Source organism: Gemmatimonadota bacterium, assembly GCA_041390125.1.
Classification (GTDB): Bacteria; Gemmatimonadota; Gemmatimonadetes; order Longimicrobiales; family Gaopeijiaceae; genus JAGQIF01.
Genome location: JAWKQN010000009.1, coordinates 208,097 through 227,353, shown reverse-complemented (window position 1 = coordinate 227,353; position 19,257 = coordinate 208,097). Strand labels below are relative to the sequence as shown.

General features: G+C 70.2%; 18 protein-coding genes and 1 tRNA gene. 15 read left to right on the top strand and 4 right to left on the bottom strand.

Going from position 1 to position 19,257, the window contains the following annotated elements; all coding sequences use genetic code 11:
* The first annotated feature begins 229 nt into the window (after positions 1-229).
* A complete protein-coding gene (locus R3E98_11560; protein ID MEZ4424042.1) occupies positions 230-1,663 on the top strand; it encodes a tetratricopeptide repeat protein in 1,434 nt (477 codons plus the stop codon).
* A gap of 143 nt (positions 1,664-1,806) precedes the next feature.
* Positions 1,807-1,879, top strand: a tRNA-Gly gene (locus R3E98_11555).
* A 222-nt stretch (positions 1,880-2,101) separates the two neighbouring features.
* On the opposite strand, the gene R3E98_11550 is transcribed toward R3E98_11555, so the two are convergent.
* Positions 2,102-2,266 carry a lasso RiPP family leader peptide-containing protein gene (locus R3E98_11550; GenBank protein ID MEZ4424041.1) on the bottom strand — a complete coding sequence of 55 codons (165 nt, stop codon included), beginning with the start codon at positions 2,264-2,266 and terminating at the stop codon, positions 2,102-2,104.
* A gap of 251 nt (positions 2,267-2,517) precedes the next feature.
* Between R3E98_11550 and R3E98_11545 the strand changes: the two genes are divergently transcribed.
* On the top strand, positions 2,518-3,159 hold the full coding sequence (locus R3E98_11545; protein MEZ4424040.1) for a porin family protein: 642 nt from the start codon (positions 2,518-2,520) through the stop codon (positions 3,157-3,159).
* Between the two features lie 91 nt (positions 3,160-3,250).
* Here the strand turns inward: R3E98_11545 and R3E98_11540 are convergent, their stop codons facing one another.
* Complete coding sequence (locus tag R3E98_11540; GenBank protein MEZ4424039.1) at positions 3,251-4,570, bottom strand: peptidoglycan DD-metalloendopeptidase family protein; 1,320 nt, start codon at positions 4,568-4,570, stop codon at positions 3,251-3,253.
* Between the two features lie 164 nt (positions 4,571-4,734).
* A complete protein-coding gene (locus tag R3E98_11535) occupies positions 4,735-4,869 on the bottom strand; it encodes a hypothetical protein (GenBank protein MEZ4424038.1) in 135 nt (44 codons plus the stop codon).
* Here R3E98_11535 and R3E98_11530 point away from each other — a divergent pair.
* Together R3E98_11530 and R3E98_11525 are read left to right on the top strand one after the other, a co-directional pair.
* Complete coding sequence (locus R3E98_11530) at positions 4,868-5,458, top strand: gluconate 2-dehydrogenase subunit 3 family protein (protein MEZ4424037.1); 591 nt, start codon at positions 4,868-4,870, stop codon at positions 5,456-5,458. The two genes, R3E98_11535 and R3E98_11530, sit on opposite strands and share 2 nt — an antisense overlap.
* The gene (locus R3E98_11525; protein ID MEZ4424036.1) at positions 5,455-7,122 is read left to right on the top strand and encodes a GMC family oxidoreductase; all 1,668 of its coding nucleotides are present in this window, start codon (positions 5,455-5,457) and stop codon (positions 7,120-7,122) included. Before R3E98_11530 ends, R3E98_11525 begins: the two co-directional genes overlap by 4 nt.
* 63 nt (positions 7,123-7,185) lie before the next feature.
* Here R3E98_11525 and R3E98_11520 read toward each other — a convergent pair whose 3' ends face one another.
* Positions 7,186-7,638, bottom strand: a complete 453-nt coding sequence (locus R3E98_11520; GenBank protein ID MEZ4424035.1) for a hypothetical protein — start codon at positions 7,636-7,638, stop codon at positions 7,186-7,188.
* A gap of 62 nt (positions 7,639-7,700) precedes the next feature.
* On the opposite strand from R3E98_11520, the gene R3E98_11515 reads away from it, so the two are divergent.
* The 10 genes from R3E98_11515 (at position 7,701) to R3E98_11470 (ending at position 19,254) form a co-directional block, all read left to right on the top strand.
* Entirely contained in the window at positions 7,701-8,699 is a 999-nt protein-coding gene (locus R3E98_11515) for a tetratricopeptide repeat protein (protein ID MEZ4424034.1), read from the top strand.
* 75 nt (positions 8,700-8,774) lie between these two features.
* Complete coding sequence (locus R3E98_11510; protein MEZ4424033.1) at positions 8,775-10,046, top strand: DUF512 domain-containing protein; 1,272 nt, start codon at positions 8,775-8,777, stop codon at positions 10,044-10,046.
* A gap of 14 nt (positions 10,047-10,060) precedes the next feature.
* Positions 10,061-11,365, top strand: coding sequence for a ribosome biogenesis GTPase Der (der, locus tag R3E98_11505; GenBank protein MEZ4424032.1), 1,305 nt, complete (start codon positions 10,061-10,063; stop codon positions 11,363-11,365).
* On the top strand, positions 11,362-11,982 hold the full coding sequence (gene plsY, locus R3E98_11500; GenBank protein MEZ4424031.1) for a glycerol-3-phosphate 1-O-acyltransferase PlsY: 621 nt from the start codon (positions 11,362-11,364) through the stop codon (positions 11,980-11,982). The genes der and plsY overlap by 4 nt, the downstream gene beginning before the upstream one ends.
* Positions 11,979-12,995, top strand: coding sequence for an NAD(P)H-dependent glycerol-3-phosphate dehydrogenase (locus R3E98_11495; protein ID MEZ4424030.1), 1,017 nt, complete (start codon positions 11,979-11,981; stop codon positions 12,993-12,995). Before plsY ends, R3E98_11495 begins: the two co-directional genes overlap by 4 nt.
* Positions 12,992-13,378: a MerR family transcriptional regulator gene (locus R3E98_11490; protein MEZ4424029.1), complete on the top strand. Its 387-nt coding sequence runs from the start codon at positions 12,992-12,994 to the stop codon at positions 13,376-13,378. Before R3E98_11495 ends, R3E98_11490 begins: the two co-directional genes overlap by 4 nt.
* Entirely contained in the window at positions 13,375-14,124 is a 750-nt protein-coding gene (gene surE, locus R3E98_11485; GenBank protein ID MEZ4424028.1) for a 5'/3'-nucleotidase SurE, read from the top strand. Before R3E98_11490 ends, surE begins: the two co-directional genes overlap by 4 nt.
* Positions 14,106-14,783 carry a protein-L-isoaspartate(D-aspartate) O-methyltransferase gene (locus R3E98_11480; GenBank protein MEZ4424027.1) on the top strand — a complete coding sequence of 226 codons (678 nt, stop codon included), beginning with the start codon at positions 14,106-14,108 and terminating at the stop codon, positions 14,781-14,783. The genes surE and R3E98_11480 overlap by 19 nt, the downstream gene beginning before the upstream one ends.
* Positions 14,780-15,409, top strand: coding sequence for a YqaA family protein (locus R3E98_11475; protein MEZ4424026.1), 630 nt, complete (start codon positions 14,780-14,782; stop codon positions 15,407-15,409). Before R3E98_11480 ends, R3E98_11475 begins: the two co-directional genes overlap by 4 nt.
* Before the next feature lie 83 nt (positions 15,410-15,492).
* Positions 15,493-19,254 carry an ATP-binding protein gene (locus R3E98_11470; protein MEZ4424025.1) on the top strand — a complete coding sequence of 1,254 codons (3,762 nt, stop codon included), beginning with the start codon at positions 15,493-15,495 and terminating at the stop codon, positions 19,252-19,254.
* Positions 19,255-19,257 lie beyond the last annotated feature (3 nt).

The window sequence follows — 19,257 nt, the reverse complement described above, 5'->3', positions numbered from 1 at the left end:
CCCGGGGGGACCCTGACGTCCGTCGGGCTGGTAGGGTGTCCGGGGCTGCGCGCCGGTTTGACCCGGGGGCGGGCCGCCCTCTAGGTTTCCCGGCTTGGCCCCGTTCGATCGTCGGCGGGGTACCCTGACAAACGATGGACACGGACCGTCCGGTGCCTCCTCGCGAAGCCCCGGGGCCCCGATGCGTAGGGGGGCCGGTCCCACGATACGCACACAGGAGGCACTGGGGATGAGGTTCCGGTTCAAGCTCGGCGCGCTGGCCTTCATGGCGTCCCTCGCGGCGTGCGCGTCCGGCGGTGGCGGTGGCTCCACGCCCAGCCCGACCGAAGGGATGGAGGAGGGCACGCGCCCGTCCGAGAACAGCTCCACGCAGAACGCGCAGCTCATGCTGCTGCAGGCACAGGGACAGGAGGGCCCGCAGTCGGAGGCTCGCTATCGCGACGCGCTGACCGCCGCGCAGGCGAGCATCCAGACCGAGCCCGGCAATCCGCTCGGCTACTTCCTCGCCGGCCAGGCCATGATCGGCCTGGGCGACTACATGGCCGCCGACACCATGCTCGATCGCGCGGTCGAGCTCTACCCGGCCTACAGCCTGGAGACCCCGTCCATCCGCGAGGGGGCCTGGGTCGAGACGTACAACGCCGGGATCGGGCTGTTGCAGGGTGGCGATCCGCAGGCCGCGCTGACCGAGTTCGAGAAGGCGGGTGTGATCTACCGCGACCGGCCGGAAGCGCTCCTGCAGGTGGGCTCGCTCGCTTCGCAGCTCGGAGACAACGGGAAGGCCGCCGAGGCGTACGCCGGCTGCCTCGAGATCGTCCAGGGTCCCGGATACGGCGAGCAGACGCCGGAGACGCAAACCGACTGGGACGAGTGGGAGGAGATCTGCGCGCTCAACATGGCGCAGGCCTACCGGATGGACGAGAACTACGACCGTGCGGCGGACGCATACGCGACGTACCTCGAGGTCAACCCCGAGAGCGTGAACGCCGCCACGCAGCTGGCCAACGCCCTCATGCTGCAGGCGGGCGGAGCGGGGGCGGATTCGACGATGCTGGCGGATTCCGCCATGGCCATCTACGACGGACTGCTCGGTCGCACGAACCTCAACTCGCGCGAGATGTTCGTGGTGGGCATCGGCCTGTACCAGATTGACGCCTTCGAGCGGGCCGCGCGCGCCTTCGCCCGCTCGTCCGAGCTGAATCCCAGGAGCCGGGACGCCGCCTACAACTGGGCGCAGACGCTCTTCCTGGCCGAGTCGTACGACAACCTGCCCACCGCGGCGCGCCAGCTCATCGAGCTGGATCCGCAGAACTCCAACGCGTATCGCCTGCTGGCACAGGGGCTGTTGCAGACGGAGAGCTCCGAGGTGGCCATGGAAGTGATGGAGCAGATGGAGGCCCTGAGCTTCGAGGTGGTCGATCCGCTGTTCCAGCCGGTGCAGGGTGGGGGAGCCCGCCTCGACGGCGCCGTGCAGAACAACACGTTGAGCCCCGGCACGCCGGTGACGCTGCGCGTGCACTTCACGACGGCGGACGGGATGGAGGCCGGCACGCAGGACGTGACGGTCAATGCCCCGGCCGCGGAGTCGACGACGGACTTCTCGATCGACTTCGACTCCACCGAGGAGGTCGTGGGCTTCTGGTACGAGGTGGTGGCTCCGTGATCTGAAGGTGGGCCGTCCCTGACGGTCCGGAGGCCGGGTCCCCACGGGGGGCCCGGCCTCGTTTTCTTTTGGGGGGCGTCGCGCTGCTGGCCCCGAGCCCGGCGCTTGATTCCCGGCCGCCGCGGGGTAGATTCAGCGTCCTCGCGGGAGTAGCTCAGTTGGTAGAGCATCAGCTTCCCAAGCTGAGGGTCGCCGGTTCGAGCCCGGTCTCCCGCTCTGAGGCAAAGCACGGCCCCTCAACGGCTTCGGCGGTTGGGGGGCCGCGGTGCTTCACCCCGCCCCCACGTTTCCGCTGAAACGTCGGGGCACCCTCTGTTCCGTCCAACGACGGAGCCCCCCGGATCCTGCGGATCCGGGGGGCCTGTTTCCAGCGGGCACCGATGCAAGCCGACGATGTCGCGGGGGACGCTCGGCGATCGGCGCCGAAGCCTTCTAGGGTCAGCTGCGAGCGTTCCCGCCCGGGCAGGGCAGGTCACACGCGCCGTTGGGGTCTCCGATGACCGACATGCCGTCGAAGTTCTGCCCCGTTCCGACACGGGTGAGCTCGCGCAGGGTTCCGATGCGGCGAAGCTCGGGTCTGCGATAGGGCGAATGCATGTTCATCCCCTCGTTGATGGAACACTTCGTCAGGTTATAAACAGATGGAGCCGGCAGGGTCCGCTCTAGCAGGATCCTGCTAGGTGGCCTGTCATCACGTAGATCGCTCGACCTGGGGCTGCGAGGATCGACCGCGGGTCCGGGACTTCTCCCACCGTGCCATCGAATCGATCCTGACGGATCCGCGCCGCTCGCTGTGTGAGATTGCAGCCGGAGGCGGTCATGACCGGTTCGCCATGCTGCACGGAGGCGCGCCAATGAAGACGACCTGGAAGGGGGCGCTCATCGCGCTCCTGGTGGGCACTTCGCCCCTGTCGGCCCAGCAGCCCCGCATGGCGGTGGGCATCCTGGGTGGTTACTCGGCCGGCGACGTGAGGACGGACGACCCCGAGCTCGGCACGACGTCGCGCCGGGACGCCGGCGCCGCGGGCTTCTTCCTCGAGTTCCGCGCGAACGACCGGATCTCGGTCCGTCCGAACCTCCTCTATCAGCAGCAGGGCTTCCTGACCCGCGACGCCACCACCGACGCGACGGTCGCGCTGGAGTACGTGACGCTGCCGCTCCTGCTCCAGGTGCACCTGCTGAAGGAGGGCCGCGTGCGGCCGCGGGTGTTCGCGGGTCCGTCGATCGGCTTCGAGGCCGTGTGCACGGTGACGGGCACGGTGGACGGTGAAGACGACGAGTTCGACTGCGACGAGGAGGAGATCGACGTCGCCACCGCCAGCACCGTCTATGCGGCGGTGTTCGGGGCCGGTGTCGATGTCGGCACCGGGCGCTGGCTGCTGGGCGTCGAGGGTCGCTACGACTGGGGTCTGACCGACCTGGACGTGGACCCGGGGCCGTTCGAGCTCGAAGCCCGCACCTACTCGATCCTGGTGAGCCTGGGCGTGGCCTTCTGATCCACGGCCCGAATCGGGGAGGTGACGCTTCGCGACCGATGAGGGAAGGCGCTGCCGCGGCCCGACGGGTCGCGGCCATCCTGCGCCGCGATCAACTGCCCGCCATGGGCACCCAGCCCTCGGCGCCGCGTTCGTCCAGCACCAGGCCGTAGCGCTCGAAGAGCCCGACAACGGGCAGCGACTCCCCGTCCGTGACGCGCCGTCGGAGGGGTGCTTCGTCCGACGGAAGCACCCGGATGGGGATCCCCGGCTCCGAAGCGAGCATCACCAGCGCGTCGGTCGCGGGCTGCAGGCTGCGCTGGGGCGCGTAGCCTTCGCGGCCGTCCGGCATCCGCACGCGGTAGAAGGTCTCGCTGGCCGCGAGGACCTGCAGCGCGGCGCCGCGCTCCACCCGCTCGATGGTCTCGCCCCGGGTGGAGGGAGAGCCTCGCACGACGACGTCGTCCACGCGCGCACGCGCCCAGGCGCCCACCAGCGAGCGCGCCAGGGAATCGGCGGGCGTGACGTTCGTGCGTTGAGGTTCCACGAACCAGTACGGATCCAGCGCGCCCTCACCCCTGCGGTATACGCCGAAATGCAGGTGCGGTGGCGTCGTGCGGGCGTTGCCGGTGTTGCCGACGAGGCCCAACGTGTCGCCGGGGCGCACGCGCTGACCTTCGGTCACGAGCTGGCGGTCGAGGTGCGCGTAGTAGAGGCGATGCCCACCCCGTTCTTCGGTCATCCAGACCACGTACCCACCCAGATTGGTGGTATCGACGCGGGTGACCCGCCCCGCCTCGGCGGCGAGGACCGGAGTCCCGCGCGGCGCGAAGATATCCACGCCGCGATGCTGACGGCGGCCTCCATCGCGCTCGGCCCCGAAGCGGCTGAGGATCGCACCCTGGTCCCTGCCTTCGACCGGGAAGGCGAGGGTGGGGAGCACGCGCAGCTCGAGCGCGAACGCGCCACCGCGCAGGAGCTCGGGCTGCACGCGCAGCAGGTAGTCACCCGTGCGCGGAGCGTCGAACTCCAGGGTGGACGAATCGGGAGGTAGATCCAACTCGTGGAAGAGCTCGCTCGTGGAATCACCAGGGATGCGGAAGAGATCGACGAAGAGCCGTCCGGGCCGCACCTCGTCCCTCACCAGGTCCAGCCGCAGCCGCTGTCCCCGCCGGAGTGGGAAGCGGTACCCGAGCGCGGTCGGGGTGACCGGGTCCAGGTATCCGTCTTCCCGGTGGGGCAGGTCGACCGCGAGCGGTGCGGCCAGCGCGCGCCGACCCTCCCCGATCCAGTCTCCGCCGGCGGCCGTGGAGTCCAGCCCGGCCTGGGCCAGGGACGCCGCGTAGCGCTCATGGGACGTCGGATCGCGGAAGACCTCCTGGATCTGATCCGGGACGTCGCAGCCCGCGAGGAGGAGCAGGAGCCCGACCACGGGAGTCCGCCATGCGCCCCGGGTCCGTGGGGCCGTGTCCGTTGAGCCCAGCGCCGGAGCCCCGGGCGAGCCAGACTCCGCGACCGCCGCCCGCTCGACAGCGGCCGGGGCCGCGGCGTATGCTCGGACTCTGCGGAGGGAGGGGATCCGTGGCCGAAGTCGTCTCATGCGTCGTCGTGGCGCGGGGGGTGATGATCGAGATCGGCCGGGAAGGCCCACTCCAGGACGTACCCGACAGACGCCGGGAGGATCGTCTCCACCGGCCGGGCGTCCTCCGCCCACCCCGGGAGCGAGAGCATGGTCGTGGATCCCGTCTGGAGTCGGCGTCGGTTCATGGAGGCCAGCGGCGCAGGGTTGAGCGCGCTGTGGCTGTTGGGCCTGTCGGCCTGCGGACCGATGGCGGAGGAGGCCGGGCGGGCGGCGGCCCGGGGGGACGCGTTCACGACCTTCGAACCGCAGGAGGGGGCGCAGCTCGAAGAGATCGCCGCGCTCATCCTGCCTTCCGACGACGGACCCGGCGCCCGGGAAGCGGGAGCGGCCCACTTCATCGATCGCGCGTTCGGCGCCGAGCAGGCCGACAGCCTGGGCTTCTTCCGGAGCGGGCTCGCCGACGTGGGGGAGCGGGCGCGTTCGTCGGGCGCTCCCAGCGGCCAGCTGGCGGAGCTGCCGGCCGCAGCCCGCATCGAGGTCCTTCGCGCGGTGGAAGCCGAGAACGCTGACTTCTTCGGCTACGTCCATTTCCTGGTGCTGCTCGGGACGTTCAGCCATCCCGACTGGGGGGGCAACCGCGATCACGTGGGCTGGGCGATGGTCGGCCTGGAGCACGCCGACACCTACGCGCCCCCGTACGGCTTCTATGACGCCGAGGCGAACGGAGGCGCATCGTGAGTTCGCGCCAGGAGAGCGTACGCTACGGCAACGACGACGAGGTCGACTTCGTCGTCGTCGGAGCCGGCTCCGCCGGAGGAATCCTCGCCAAGGAGCTGTCGAGCGCCGGGCACCGGGTGGTGGTGCTGGAGCAGGGACCGTACCGGCGCGCGAGCGAGTTCCGGCACGACGAGTACGGCGTATGGTTGCAGGGTGAGCTGCTGGGCGCGCAGGATGCCGGCGCCACCTTCCGCGCCACCGAGGACGTGGAGGCGGGTCCTCCGCCCGACATCTTCCCGCCGGCCGTCTACGCACGCGGTGTCGGCGGGTCGTCCGTCCATTTCACCGCCAACTTCTGGCGCTTCCGTCCGCTGGACTTCCAGGAGCGCTCGTTGCTCGGCCCCATCGCGGGCACGGGCTTCGCAGACTGGCCGCTCACGTACGACGAGCTCGAGCCGTACTACACGAAGGTGGATTGGGACATCGGGGTCTCGGGCGCCCCCGGTCCCAACGATCCTCCGCGCTCGCGCCCGTATCCGATGCCGCCTCTGCCGGTGAAGAGCTCCGGAGTGCTGCTCGAGCGCGGTGCTCGGGCGCTCGGATGGGCGGCGCACCCGGCGCCCATGGCCATCCTCTCGCAGCCGCACAACGGACGGGGCGCCTGTCAGAACTGCGGGTGGTGCATCGGCTATGGCTGCGAGTTCGGCGCCAAGTCCTCCACGCTGGCCGCCATGATCCCGCTCGCCGAGGCGACCGGCCGCTGCGAGATCCGGCCGCTGTCCACGGTCTTCCGGATCGTGACGGACGACGCGGGCCGCGTGCGCGAGGTGCTGTATTTCGACGCCGATGGTCGTGAGCAACGCCAGCGCGCGCGGGCCGTGGTGCTGTCCGCCAACGGTGCCGAATCGGCGCGTTTGCTGCTCCTCTCCGAATCCAGCCGCTTCCCGCAGGGTCTGGCCAACTCCAGCGGCCTGGTGGGGAAGTACCTGATGTTCAACGGGAACGGACAGGTCTCCGGCGTCTTCCCCGAACCGTTGAACGAATACAAGGGCGCGCTCGTGACCCGGCTGGTCACGGATCCGTTCTACGCATCCGATCCGGCACGGGGGTTCTACGGCGGCGGCGCGCTGGACGGTCGCTTCGGCCCCGGTCCTCTGATCTACGCGCTGGGCGGTCTGCCGGACGGCTCACCGCGTTGGGGCCCGGAGTTCAAGGCCATGCTGGCCGACTACTTCCCGCGCACGATGGACGTGTTCTGCCACGGGACGTCGCTGCCTCTCGAGTCGAACAACATCACCCTCGATCCGACCGCGAAGGATCGGTACGGTCTGCCCTCGCTCCGGGTCACCTACCAGGACCACCCGGACGACCTGGCGCAGATCCGCTTCCTCCAGGAGCGGGCCGTCGAGCTGCTGGAGGCGGCCGGCGCCCGGCGCACCTGGTACCGGCCGGCGATGGCCCAGACGGCCGGCTTCCATCTCCTCGGAACGGCGCGCATGGGGGACGACCCTCGGACCTCGGTGGTGGACCGCTACCACCGCGCGCACGACGTGCCCAACCTGTTCATCTGCGACGGGAGCAGCCTGGTGTCGGCCGGCCGGGGCCAACCGACCATGACCATCATGGCGTTGGCGTTCCGGGCGGCGGAGCATCTCGACGGGTTCGCGCGGCGGGGCGAGGTCTAGGGCAGAGCCGGATGCAGGGCAGGTACACGACCGGGGGCGGCCGCCCGCCCCCGGTCGCGTGGCTCAACGCAGGTCCTCGACGTCCACCAGGGTGGCGCCCCAGGGGCAGTAGCGCCCGATCTGGAGGAAGTCGGCCAGATGCGCCTCCACGTACGAGGGCTGGCCGTCACACACCTCGATGGTGTTCTCCGCCATCTGGATGTCCTGCGGATCCAGGTGCCAGCTCCACGGCGCGTTGTGGCTCGCCAGGCCGGAACCCTGCTTGATGGCCCCGTTGGGGATGTTCGCGAGCGACGTGCCGCTCTCCAGGGCCAGCAGCGACGCCACCGCCGCGGAGTCCACCGTCCACACCTTGAACTGCTCCGTCCCCACCCGGAAGGTGGCGAGCACGCCGCCCTCCAGACCCAGGTCCGCATCGACCGGATCCTCGTCACAAGCCACGATCCCCCCGCCGAGCACGAGCGCTGCCGCCAGCCACACCCCGCCGTCCCGGAACCCCCTTCGCCTCATCATCATCCCTTGTCCTATACTTGAAGGACGTGTCGTCCGTGATCGCCTCGTCACCCAGGAGTACACCGATGCCGAATCGTCGCACCGTGGCCTTCCTCAGCCTCGTGAGCCTCCTGTGGGTGGGGAACGCCTGTGCCGGTCCGGATGCGACACCCGACGCCGCGCCGCAGGAGGCGGCGGAGCGGGACCAGGCCCTCACGGCGGAGACCGAGGCCACGTCCCTCCTGGGCGAGCCGCTCTCCCGGCCCGAGGCCCCGGCGGAGGTGGAGGCCGAACGGCGGCAGCAGCTGGAGGAGGCCGAAGCCACGCTGGCGGCCGACTCCTCCAGCCTGGACGCCTGGATCTGGGCGGGGCGGCGCCAGGCCTACCCGGGCCACTTCCGGCAGGCCATCGCCACCTACTCGGCGGCCCTGGAGCGCTTCCCGGACGAGCCCCACCTGCTCCGCCACCGGGGACACCGCTACATCACGGTCCGCGAGCTGGACGAGGCGGTTGCCGACCTGTCGCGGGCGGCCGAGGTCGTGGCCGGCACGGAGGACGAGGTCGAGCCCGACGGACAACCGAACGCGCTCGGGATCCCCACCAGCACGCTGCAGTTCAACATCTGGTACCACCTGGGTCTGGCCCACTACCTCCAGGGCGATTTCGAGGCCGCGCTGGAGGCCTACCGGAACTGCATGGCGGTCTCCCGGCACGACGACTCGGTGGTGGCCACGGCCCACTGGCTCTACATGACGCTGCGGCGCCTCGGTCGGGAGCAGGAGGCGGCCCAGGTCCTGGCGGACCTGCCCGAGAACCCGGACGTCATCGAAAGCACGGCCTACCTGGACCTGCTGCGGATGTACCAGGGCCGTCGCACGCCGGAGGACCTCCTGGGGCCGGGGGGCGAGGACGCCACGTTGACCGGCACCACCGCGGCCTACGGGGTGGGGAACTGGTACCTCTACAACGGGGACGCGACGCGTGCCCGCAGCGTCTTCGAGCGCATCCTGACCGGACGGTCCCAGTGGCCGGCGTTCGGGTACGTGGCCGCCGAGGCCGAGTTGGCCCGTATGGGAGATCGTTGAGCAGGATCCCGCCCGCGGCTAACTTTCAAGGCTCCGTCGCAGGCGCCCCACACCCCGAGCCCAGGCCGTCCGCCCGTGGTCCGCATCGCCCAGATCGAAGCCGGCAGCATCGCCGAGGCGCTCGAGCTGCGCATCGGCACGCGGGTCGTGCGTATCAACGGCCAGCGGGTCCGTGACGGGATCGACCTGACGTTCCTGCTGGCCGACACCGACCTGGAGATCGAGACGCTCACCCCCGAAGGGGACGAGGAGCTCTACGAGATCCAGCGTTCGCCGGGGGAGCCGCTCGGCATCGTGCCCCAACCGGACACGGTGCGGGAGTGCGCGAACAAGTGTGTCTTCTGCTTCATCGACGGGAACCCGCCGGGGGTGCGCGACGCGCTCTGGCTGCGTGACGACGACTTCCGGCTCTCGTTCACGTACGGCAGCTACGTCACGCTCACCAACCTGGGGCCCAAGGGCTTCCAGCGCCTGGTGGATCAGCGCATCTCGCCGCTGTACGTCAGCGTGCACGCCACCGAGCCCGACGTGCGGGAGCGTCTGTTGGTCAATGCGCGCGCGGGCGAGATCCTCGATCGGCTGCGGACGCTGACGGAGGCGGGGCTCGAAGTGCACACGCAGGTCGTGCTGTGTCCGGAATGGAACGACGGCATCCACCTCGAGCGCACCATCGAGGACCTCTGGGCCCTCGGGCCGCGGGTGCGGACGCTCTCCGTGGTGCCGGTGGGTCTCACCCGCTACAACCTCGATCGTCCGGTGCGGCTCCTCCGGCCCGACGAGGCCGCAACGGCCGTCGCGCAGGTCGAACGCGCCCGCGCCCGCGCCCACGCGCAGCGGGGAACGGGGTGGGCCTACGCAGCCGACGAGATGTTCCTCACGGCCGGCCAGCCCCTCCCGGCGCGCGCCTACTACGACGACCTCGAGCTCATCGAGAACGGCGTGGGCGCGGTGCGGCACCTCGTCGACGAGCTCGACGCAGGGCTCGCGCGTCTGCCCGAGCTGCGCGGGCGGCGGCTCCGGATCTTCACCGGCACCTCGATGGCGCCCTTCTTCGAGTCACGACGCGCCGCGTTGGCCTCCCGTACGGGCGCGGCGGTCGAGGTGCACGCCGTCGTCAACCGCTTCTTCGGCGAGACCGTCACCATCGCCGGGCTGATGGCGGGACAGGATCTGCTGGACGCCGCCTCCGATCCCCGGCCGGAGGACGTGATCCTCTGCCCGGCGGAAGCCCTCAACGGCGACGGGCTGTTCATCGACAGCGTGCCGTTCGCAGAGGTCGCGCGGAGGCTCGCGCCCGCGCGGGTGGTCGCAGCGAAGAGCCTCACCCGCGCCCTGCACGGCCTGTGACCGAGCGCCTTCCCGTGGTCGCCGTCGTCGGGCGGCCCAACGTGGGCAAGTCCACGTTCTTCAACCGGGTGCTGGGCGCTCGGGTCGCGATCGTCGACGATCGTCCCGGCGTCACCCGCGACCGCAACTTCGCGCGTGCGGAATGGGCCGGGCACCGGTTCCAGATCGTCGACACGGGAGGCATCGTCGAGGGTTCGGACGAGCCGATGGACCGGCAGATCCGCGCGCAGGCCCTGCACGCGGTGGACGAAGCCGACGTCATCGTGTTCATGGTGGACACCAAGGTGGGGATCCACCCCCTGGACGAGCGCCTGGCCGAGGTGCTGCGCACGGCCGGGCGTCCCGTGGTGCTGGTGGCCAACAAGGCGGACGAGCTTCCGGCGGTGACCTCGCACCACGAGTTCTGGTCGCTCGGCCTGGGCGAGCCCGTTCCGGTCAGCTCCAACTCGGGGAAGGGATCGGGAGATCTGCTGGACCGCATCGTGGCGCTGTTCGCCGGACGCGATGACGACCCCGCCGCGGAGGCCGCGGTGCGCATCGCCGTCATCGGGAAGCCCAACGTGGGCAAGTCCAGCCTGGTCAACCGGCTCTTCGGCGAGGACCGGGTCGTCGTCAGCGACGTGCCGGGAACCACGCGCGACCCGGTGGACTCCTCGCTGCGCTATCACGGGCATACGCTGACCTTCGTCGACACCGCCGGGCTGCGGCGTCATGCCCGCATCAAGGACTCGGTCGAGTTCTACTCCGCGCTGCGCACGGACCGCGTCATCCGCGAAGCCGACGTCTGCGTGCTGGTCGTCGACGCCACCGAGGGGATGGGGGTCCAGGACCTGAAGATCGGCGAGGCGGCCTGGAACGCCGGGTGCGGTCTGGTGATCCTGATCAACAAGTGGGATCTGGTGGAGAAGGAGACGCAGACCGCCGCCACGTTCGAACGTGAGTTCAAGCGGCGCGCGCCTTCGCTCGAACCGGTGCCGGTCTTGTTCGTCTCCGCGCTGACCGGACAGCGTGTACACAAGCTGCTGGACCTGGTGGTCGAGGTCTGGGAGCAGCGCCGCCACCGCGTCTCCACACCCGAGGCCAACGAGGTGCTGGAGCTGGCGGTGCGCCGTCAGCCACCCCCCCATCACCGGGGGCGGCCGGTCAAGCTCAAATACATGACCCAGATGGCGATCGAGCCACCCACCTTCGTCGTCTTCGCCAACTATCCCGACGCCGTTCCCGAGCACTACATTCGCTACATGCACCACGCGATCCGCAACCGCTGGCCCTTCACGGGCGTGCCGATCCGCATCCGGATGCGCGGGAGCAGCGAGTGATTCCCTGGCTCCTCTGCCTGGCGGCGTACGGGCTCGGGGCCACCCCCACGTCCTTCTGGGTGGGAAAGGCGCGCGGCGTCGACCTGCGCAACGAGGGCAGCGGGAATCTGGGCGCCACCAACGCGTTCCGTGTCCTGGGCTGGCAGGCCGCCCTGGTGGTGATGGTCGTCGACGTGCTCAAGGGCTGGTTCCCCGTGTGGTACTTCCCGCGTCTGGACGGCGGGGCGGCGTGGGGTTGGACGCTGGCCTACGGGGCCGCCGCCATCGTCGGGCACGTCTTCTCCTTCTGGGTCCGCTTCCGCGGAGGGAAGGGAGTAGCCACGAGCGGCGGGGTGTTCATCGCGTTGGCCCCGCTGGCCGCGCTGGGAGGCTTCGTGGTCTGGCTGGGGATGGTGGCGCTCACCCGGATCGTCTCCGTGGGCTCCATCGCGGCCGCCCTGGCGTTGCCCGTCCTGGTGGCCGTGACCGTCCCCACGGCCGGCACCGGTCTGGTGGCCTTCACGGTCGGGCTGTCCGCGTTCGTGATCTGGAAGCACCGCTCCAACCTGACGCGCCTGTTCCGGGGGGAGGAGCCCCGGATCGGACAGAAGCGGCCCGCCGCCCGGGCGGCCTCGTGAGCGCTCCCGACCGCATCGCGGTCCTGGGCGGGGGCAGCTGGGGCACCGCCCTGGCCGGGCTGCTCGCCGGCAAGGGTCGGCAGGTCCATCTGTGGGCGCGTGAGCCCCAGGTGGTCGAAGCCATTCGCGCCACCCGGACCAACCCGGTCTTCCTCCCGGGGCGCACCCTGCCGGAGGGAGTCGAGGCGAGCACGGACCTGGAGTCCGTGGTGCGGGATGCGGACCTCGTGGTGTCGGTCACGCCGGCTCAGCACGTGCGGGCCGTGGTGCAGGCGTGTGCGCCTGTGCTGCGCCCGGACGTCCACATCGTCAGCGCCTCCAAGGGCATCGAGATCCGCAGCCTGGAGCGCATGGACGGCGTGTTCGCGTCCCTCGTCGGTCCGGAGCGGATGCGGCGCTTCACCGTGTTGTCGGGTCCGAGCTTCGCCGCGGAGGTCGCCGCCGGCGAGCCCACCGCGGTCGTCGTGGCCAGCGCCGACACGCAAGCGGCGCTCGACGCGCAGTCCGTCTTCCAGACGGAGACCTTCCGCGTCTACACGTCGGGCGACGTCGTCGGCGTGGAGCTGGCGGGCGCGCTCAAGAACGTGATCGCGCTCGCCAGCGGCGTGGTCGCCGGCCTGGGCTTCGGGCACAACACGCGCGCGGCGGTGATGACGCGGGGTCTGGCCGAGATCGCACGGCTGGGCCTGCGGCTCGGCGCGCAACCGGGTACCTTCGCCGGGCTGGCCGGGATGGGAGACCTCGTGCTGACCTGCACGGGGGAGTTGAGCCGGAACCGCACCGTAGGCTACCGTCTGGGTCGGGGCGAAGCGCTCGACGCCATTCTGGGCGAGATGACGTCGGTGGCCGAAGGGGTGGCCACCGTACAGGCCGTCGTGGCGCTCGCGGGCCGCGAAGGCGTCGACATGCCGATCGCCAGCGAGGTGCACGCGATCCTGACGGAGGGCCGTCCGCCCCAGGAGGCCATCCGCCGTCTGATGAGCCGAGACCCGAAACCCGAGGAGTGGTCGTGAGCCAGCTCGACGAACCCATCGCCAAGAAGGCCTACTACTCGATCGGCGATGTCTGCGAGCTGACGGGGCTGAAGCCCCACGTGCTGCGCTACTGGGAGACCCAGTTCGAGCCGTTGCGCCCGACCAAGAACCGCGCCGGCAACCGCGTGTTCAAACCCGCCGACATCGAGCTGGTGCTGCTCATCAAGCATCTGCTCTACGATCAGAAGTACACGATCAACGGCGCGCGCCGGCACCTGAAGCAGACGAGACGCAGCGCCGAGATGGCGGAGGAACGCAAGCAGGTGGTCACGCCGAGCCTCATGGAGGAGATCCGTACCGAGCTGGACGGCCTGCTGGAGATCCTGACTCCGGCCGCCTCGGGTGGAAGCTCGAACGGATGAACATCCTCTGCACGAACGACGACGGATACCTGGCCGAAGGGCTGCACGTTCTCGCCGAGGCGGCCCGGAGCATCGGAGCGGTGACCGTGGTCGCTCCCGACCGGGAGCAGAGCGCCACGTCCCATTCGCTCACGCTGCATCACCCATTGCGCGTACGCCGCGCCACGGACGGCACGCACATCGTCGACGGCACGCCCACGGACTGCGTCCTGCTCGCCCTGAACGAGCTCGTGGATGGCACGCCGGACTTCTGTCTCTCCGGCGTGAACCATGGCCCCAACATGGGCGAGGACGTGCTGTACTCCGGCACCGTGGCCGCCGCGATGGAGGCGACCGTGCTGGGGATCCGCTCGGTGGCCGTGTCCTACACGGGCGAGCACTTCGAGGAGATCGAGCTGTGGACGGAGACGCTCGCGCGCCTCTTCCAGAGCCTGGCGCGCAACGAGCGCTTTCCGGATCACACCCTGCTCAACGTGAACCTGCCCGCCATCGACCCCGCGCGGCTGAACGGGGTGCGGATCACGAGCCTGGGACGGCGCCGCTACCAGGACTCCATCACCCGCGCCCAGGATCCGCGCGGACGCGAGTACTTCTGGATCGGCGGCGGCGTGGCGAGCTGGGAGGGCGGTGACGACTCCGACTTCCGCGCGGTGCAGGAGGGCTGGATCTCCGTCACGCCGATCCACCTGGACCTGACCAACTATGCGCTCATGGAGGAGCTCCGCTCGTGGGAGCTGAGCCGGTAGACGGGTTCCGTTTCGTCGGGCAGCGCCGGCGGCTGATCGAGCGGATCCGCGCGGCCGGGATCGACGATCTGGCGCTGCTGGAGCTGTTCGACCGCATCCCCCGGCACCTGTTCCTGCCGGAGGGGGTGGTGAACCGCGCCTACGAGGACGCGCCGGTGCCCATCGGATTCGGGCAGACCGCGTCGCAACCGTCCCTGCAGGCACTCACACTGCGCGTGCTGGATCCCCGACCGACCGACAAGGTGCTGGAGATCGGCACGGGCAGTGGCTACCTGACGGCGCTGCTCTCCCGGATGGCGGAGCGCGTCTATTCGGTCGAGCGCGAGCGGGCCCTGTCCCAGCGGGCGCGGGCGGCGCTCGATCAGTTGGAGATCCGCAACGTGGCGTTGCTCGTAGGCGACGGCACCATCGGCTGGCGCAAGTACGCGCCCTTCGACGTCATCGTCGTCTCGGCCGGCGCGCCGGCCGTCCCCGAGGCCCTGAGCGACCAGTTGGCGGAAGGGGGACGCATGTTGATCCCGGTCGGGGACCGCGAGGAACAGCGCCTGGTCCTGGTCCGGCGGCAGGGGGGCCGGATCTTGCAGGAGGACGCCGAGATCCCCTGCCGGTTCGTCCCCCTGGTGGGCAAGTTCGGATGGAGCAAGGAGCTCGACACGTGACGCGTTCGGCGCCCGAAGTCACCCCCGCCCGCAAGGGTCCGGTCCGCCGCCTGTACGACTGGATGCTGCACTGGGCGGAGACGCCCCACGGTCCGGTCGCGCTGGCCGGCCTGTCGGCCGCCGAGTCTTCCTTCTTTCCGATCCCCCCCGATCCACTCCTGGTCGCGCTGGCGCTCGGGGCGAGCAAGAAGGCGCTCCGTTTCGCGGCCATCTGCACGGCCGCATCCGTCGTGGGCGGTCTGATCGGCTACCTGATCGGCGCCGGCCTCTGGGGCGCCCTGGCCGAGCCCTTCTTCCGGTACGTGCCGGGGGTCACCCCCGAGGCCTTCGAGCGCGTCCGATCACTCTACGATCGCTACGATTTCTGGGCCATCTTCCTGGCCGGCCTCACGCCCTTGCCCTACAAGGTGTTCACGATCTCCGCGGGCGTCTTCGGCGTGAACCTGGGCATCTTCGTGGTCGCGAGCATCCTCTCGCGCGGCCTGCGCTTCTTCCTGGTCGCGGGCCTGATCTACCGCTTCGGCCCGCCGGTGAAGGAGTTCATCGATCGGCATTTCAATACGCTGACCTGGGCGTTCGGGGTGCTGTTGATCCTCGGCTTCGTGGTGATCGAGCTGGTGTTGTAGGACGCGAGGGGAAGTGACCGCCATTGTCCCCCGGGCGGATCGCTGTGAGTGTTCGACGGTCCGGAAACGCTGGAGGGGGCAGGATGGATGACCACGGCGTCGGAGCGGCGCGTTCCTGGTTCGCCCATGGGGGCGACATGGCCGCCCGGATCGAACGCTTCGATTGGACCCAGACGCCGCTCGGCCCTCTCTCGAGCTGGCCGGCGAGCCTCGTCACCGCGGTCCGCCTTCTGCTGGCCTCCCGCTATCCGATGTTCTTGTGGTGGGGAGACCACCTGGTCAACCTCTACAACGACGCCTACGTGCCCATCCTGGGTGCGCGGCACCCGGAGGCGTTGGGAGCAAGCGCGCCGCAGATCTGGCCGGACGTGTGGCCGGTCGTGGGTCCCCAGGCCCATCGCGTCCTACGCCACGGTGAGGCCTCCTGGAACGAGGAGTTGTTGCTGGTCATGGACCGCAACGGCTTCCCGGAGGAGACCTACTTCACCTTCTCGTACAGCCCCGCGCCCGACGACGGCGGTGGGATCGGTGGCGTGTTCTGCACCTGCACCGAAGACACGCGTCGAGTGCTGGGCCAGCGTCGCCTTCGCGTGCTGCGCGAGCTTTCGGAGCGGTCCGCCCGGGCGACGACGGTGCTCGATGCGTGCGAGGCCGCAGGAAGCGTGCTTGCAGACGAACCGCGCGACATCGCGTTCGCCCTCATCTATCTGTTGGAGGCGGATCAGGACTCCGCGCACCTGGCGGCGGTCGCGGGGATCGAGCCGGAGCAGACCGCGCGGCTGCGGCAGGTCGCCGTCGACGACGCATCGGCGGCCTGGCCGTTGCGTACGGACCCCGAGGGCGGGCCCACGCCGGTGGCGGACCTCGAGCGTCGCTTCGGGCACCTGCCCCGCGGTGTGTGGCCCGAGCCGCCGGAGCGCGCGATCGTGCTGCCCCTCCTGCCGACCGGCGAGAGCCGGCCCGATGGGTTTCTCGTCATCGGCCTGAGTCCCCGACTGGTCTTCGACGACGACTACGGGGGCTTCGCCACCCTGCTGGCGACCCATGTGGAGACGGCGATCACCCAGGCGCGGGCGTTCCAGCAGGAGCAGCGCCGGGCCCAGGCCCTTGCCGAGCTGGATCGGGCCAAGACCACGTTCTTCAGCAACGTCAGTCACGAGTTCCGGACTCCGCTCACACTGATGCTGGGGCCGCTCGAGGACCTGTTGGACGATCGCGAAGGGCCGTTGGCGCCGGAGATCCGGTCCCAGGTGGAGCGTGTGCATCGGAACAGCGTGAGGCTGCTCAAGCTCGTCAACACCATGCTGTCGTTCTCACGCGTCGAGGCCGGCCGCGCGGACGCGCGCTTCGAACGCACCGACATCGCCGCCCTCACGCGCGATCTCGCGAGTGTGTTCCGCTCGACCGTGGAGGCGGGCGGCCTCTTCCTCCACGTGGACTGTCCCCCCGTGACGGCGCCCGTCCATGTCGACCGCGACCTCTGGGAGAAGATCGTCCTCAACCTCGTCTCGAACGCCTTCAAGTTCACGTTCGAAGGCGGGATCACGGTCCGCCTGAAGGAAACCGCTTCCGAGGTGCAGCTGGAGGTGGAGGACACCGGCGTGGGAATCTCCGACGCCGAGTTGCCACGCGTCTTCGAACGCTTCCATCGGATCGAGGGTGCCCGAAGGCGATCCCACGAAGGCACCGGCATCGGGCTGGCCCTGGTGGATGCGCTGGCGCGGGTGCACGGTGGCCAGGTGCAGGTCCGCAGCCGCGAAGGGCAGGGGAGTACGTTCACGGTCTCGATCCCCCTTGGAGCGGATCACCTCCCCCCGGACCGGCTGGTGACCACGGACGCGCCGCCGCGCGTCGACGATGCTCGCGGGTACGTGGAGGAGGCGCTGCGCTGGCTCCCACCCGCTCCGTCGTCCGACGGCGAGCAGGACAGCGAGGTGCACCGGGGCGTGCGCGGCAGCGGCCCGACCGCCCGCCCGCGCGTGCTCTGGGCGGACGACAACGCCGACCTGCGCGCCTATGTGACCGAGCTGCTCTCGCCCCGCTTCGACGTCGAGGCGGCCGCGGACGGCGAGGCGGCGTTGAGCGCGGCGCGGCAAAGGCGGCCCGACCTCGTGCTGGCGGACGTCATGATGCCCGGGTTGAACGGCTTCGAGCTCCTCGCCGCGCTGCGCGCCGACCCCGACCTCGGTGACGTGCCGGTGATCCTCCTCTCCGCTCGAGCGGGCGAGGAGGCACGGCTCGGTGCCGCGGAAGCGGGAGCCGACGACTACCTGACCAAGCCGTTCAGCGCGCGTGAGCTGGTGGTGCGTGTAGGTGCGCAGCTCGAGCTGGCGAGCGTGCGTCGGGAAGCGCAGCGTGCCATTGCCGAGAGTGAGCAGCGGTTCCGGGTCATGGCCCACACCGCACCCGCCATGCTGTGGATGACCGATCCAACGGGTGCCTGCGTCTTCCTCTCGCGGGGATGGCACACCTTCACCGGCCAGAGGGAGGAGGAGAGCCTGGGATTCGGATGGCTCGAGGCCGTCCACCCGGACGACCGGCGGCGATCGGAGCGGATCTTCCTGGAGAGCAACGCGCGGCGCGAGGCCTTCCAGCTGGACTACCGGATCCGTCGTGCGGACGGTGCCTACCGTTGGGCCATCGACGCAGGCGCTCCGCGCTTCGGAGCCGATGGTGCGTTCGAGGGCTTCAGTGGCTCCGTGATCGACGTGCACGAGCGCAAGGTGGCGGAGGAAGCGCTGCGCGAGGGGGACCGTCGGAAGGACGAGTTCCTGGCCACGCTGGCGCACGAGCTGCGGAATCCGCTCGCCCCGATCCGCAGCGCCGTGGAGATCCTCAACACCCTGGGGCCGGAGGATCCGAGCCTCCAACGCGCGCGGGACGTCATCGGACGCCAGGTCGGGCACATGGTGCGCCTGATCGACGACCTTCTCGATCTCTCGCGCCTCAGCCGCGGCACGGTCGTCCTGCGCCGCACCCGGGTCGATCTGCGCGCGGTCGTGACCCACGCCGTCGAGAACGCCCGGTCCGCCGTGGAACGTGGAGGCCACACGCTGACGCTACGGATGCCGGAGACGCCGGTATGGGTGTGGGGAGACGACGTGCGGCTGGTGCAGGTCGTGACCAACCTGCTCGACAACGCGGCCAAGTACACGCCACAGGGGGGACGCGTGACTCTGCACGTCGGGATGGACGACGCGAGGGCGCACGTATCCGTCCACGACGACGGGCGGGGAATCGCAGCCGACATGGCCGAGCGCATCTTCGACATGTTCACACAGGGACAGGGGAGTGGCGCGACCGGGCTGGGGATCGGTCTTTCCCTGGTACGCACCCTCGTGGAGATGCATGGGGGCGCGGTCCGCGTGGACAGCCCGGGCGTGGGTGAGGGAAGCACGTTCACGGTCACGCTCCCCCTCGATTCGGGGCACCACACTCCCGTGGGCGAGGAGACCGTGGACACCCGTCAGGCGACCGCCGCAGGCCACCGACGGATCCTGGTCGTCGACGACAACGCCGACGCGGGTCAGACCCTGGCAACCCTGCTCGGGCTCCGCGGTCATGTCACGCAGAGTGTGGCGGACGGGACCGACGCGCTGCGCGTGGTGGATTCCTTTCGGCCGGACGTCGTGCTGCTGGACCTCGGCATGCCCGGGATGGACGGCTTGGAGGTGGCCCGCCGGCTACGGGCGGCCCGGCAAGGGCACGACCTCCTGCTGGTCGCCCTCACCGGCTGGGGTCAGGACGAGGATCGTCGACGGAGCCGAGCCGCCGGGTTCGACGCCCACCTGGTCAAGCCGGTGGACGTGACGGACCTGGAAGCCGTGTTGCGCGGCGCCGTCTGAGAC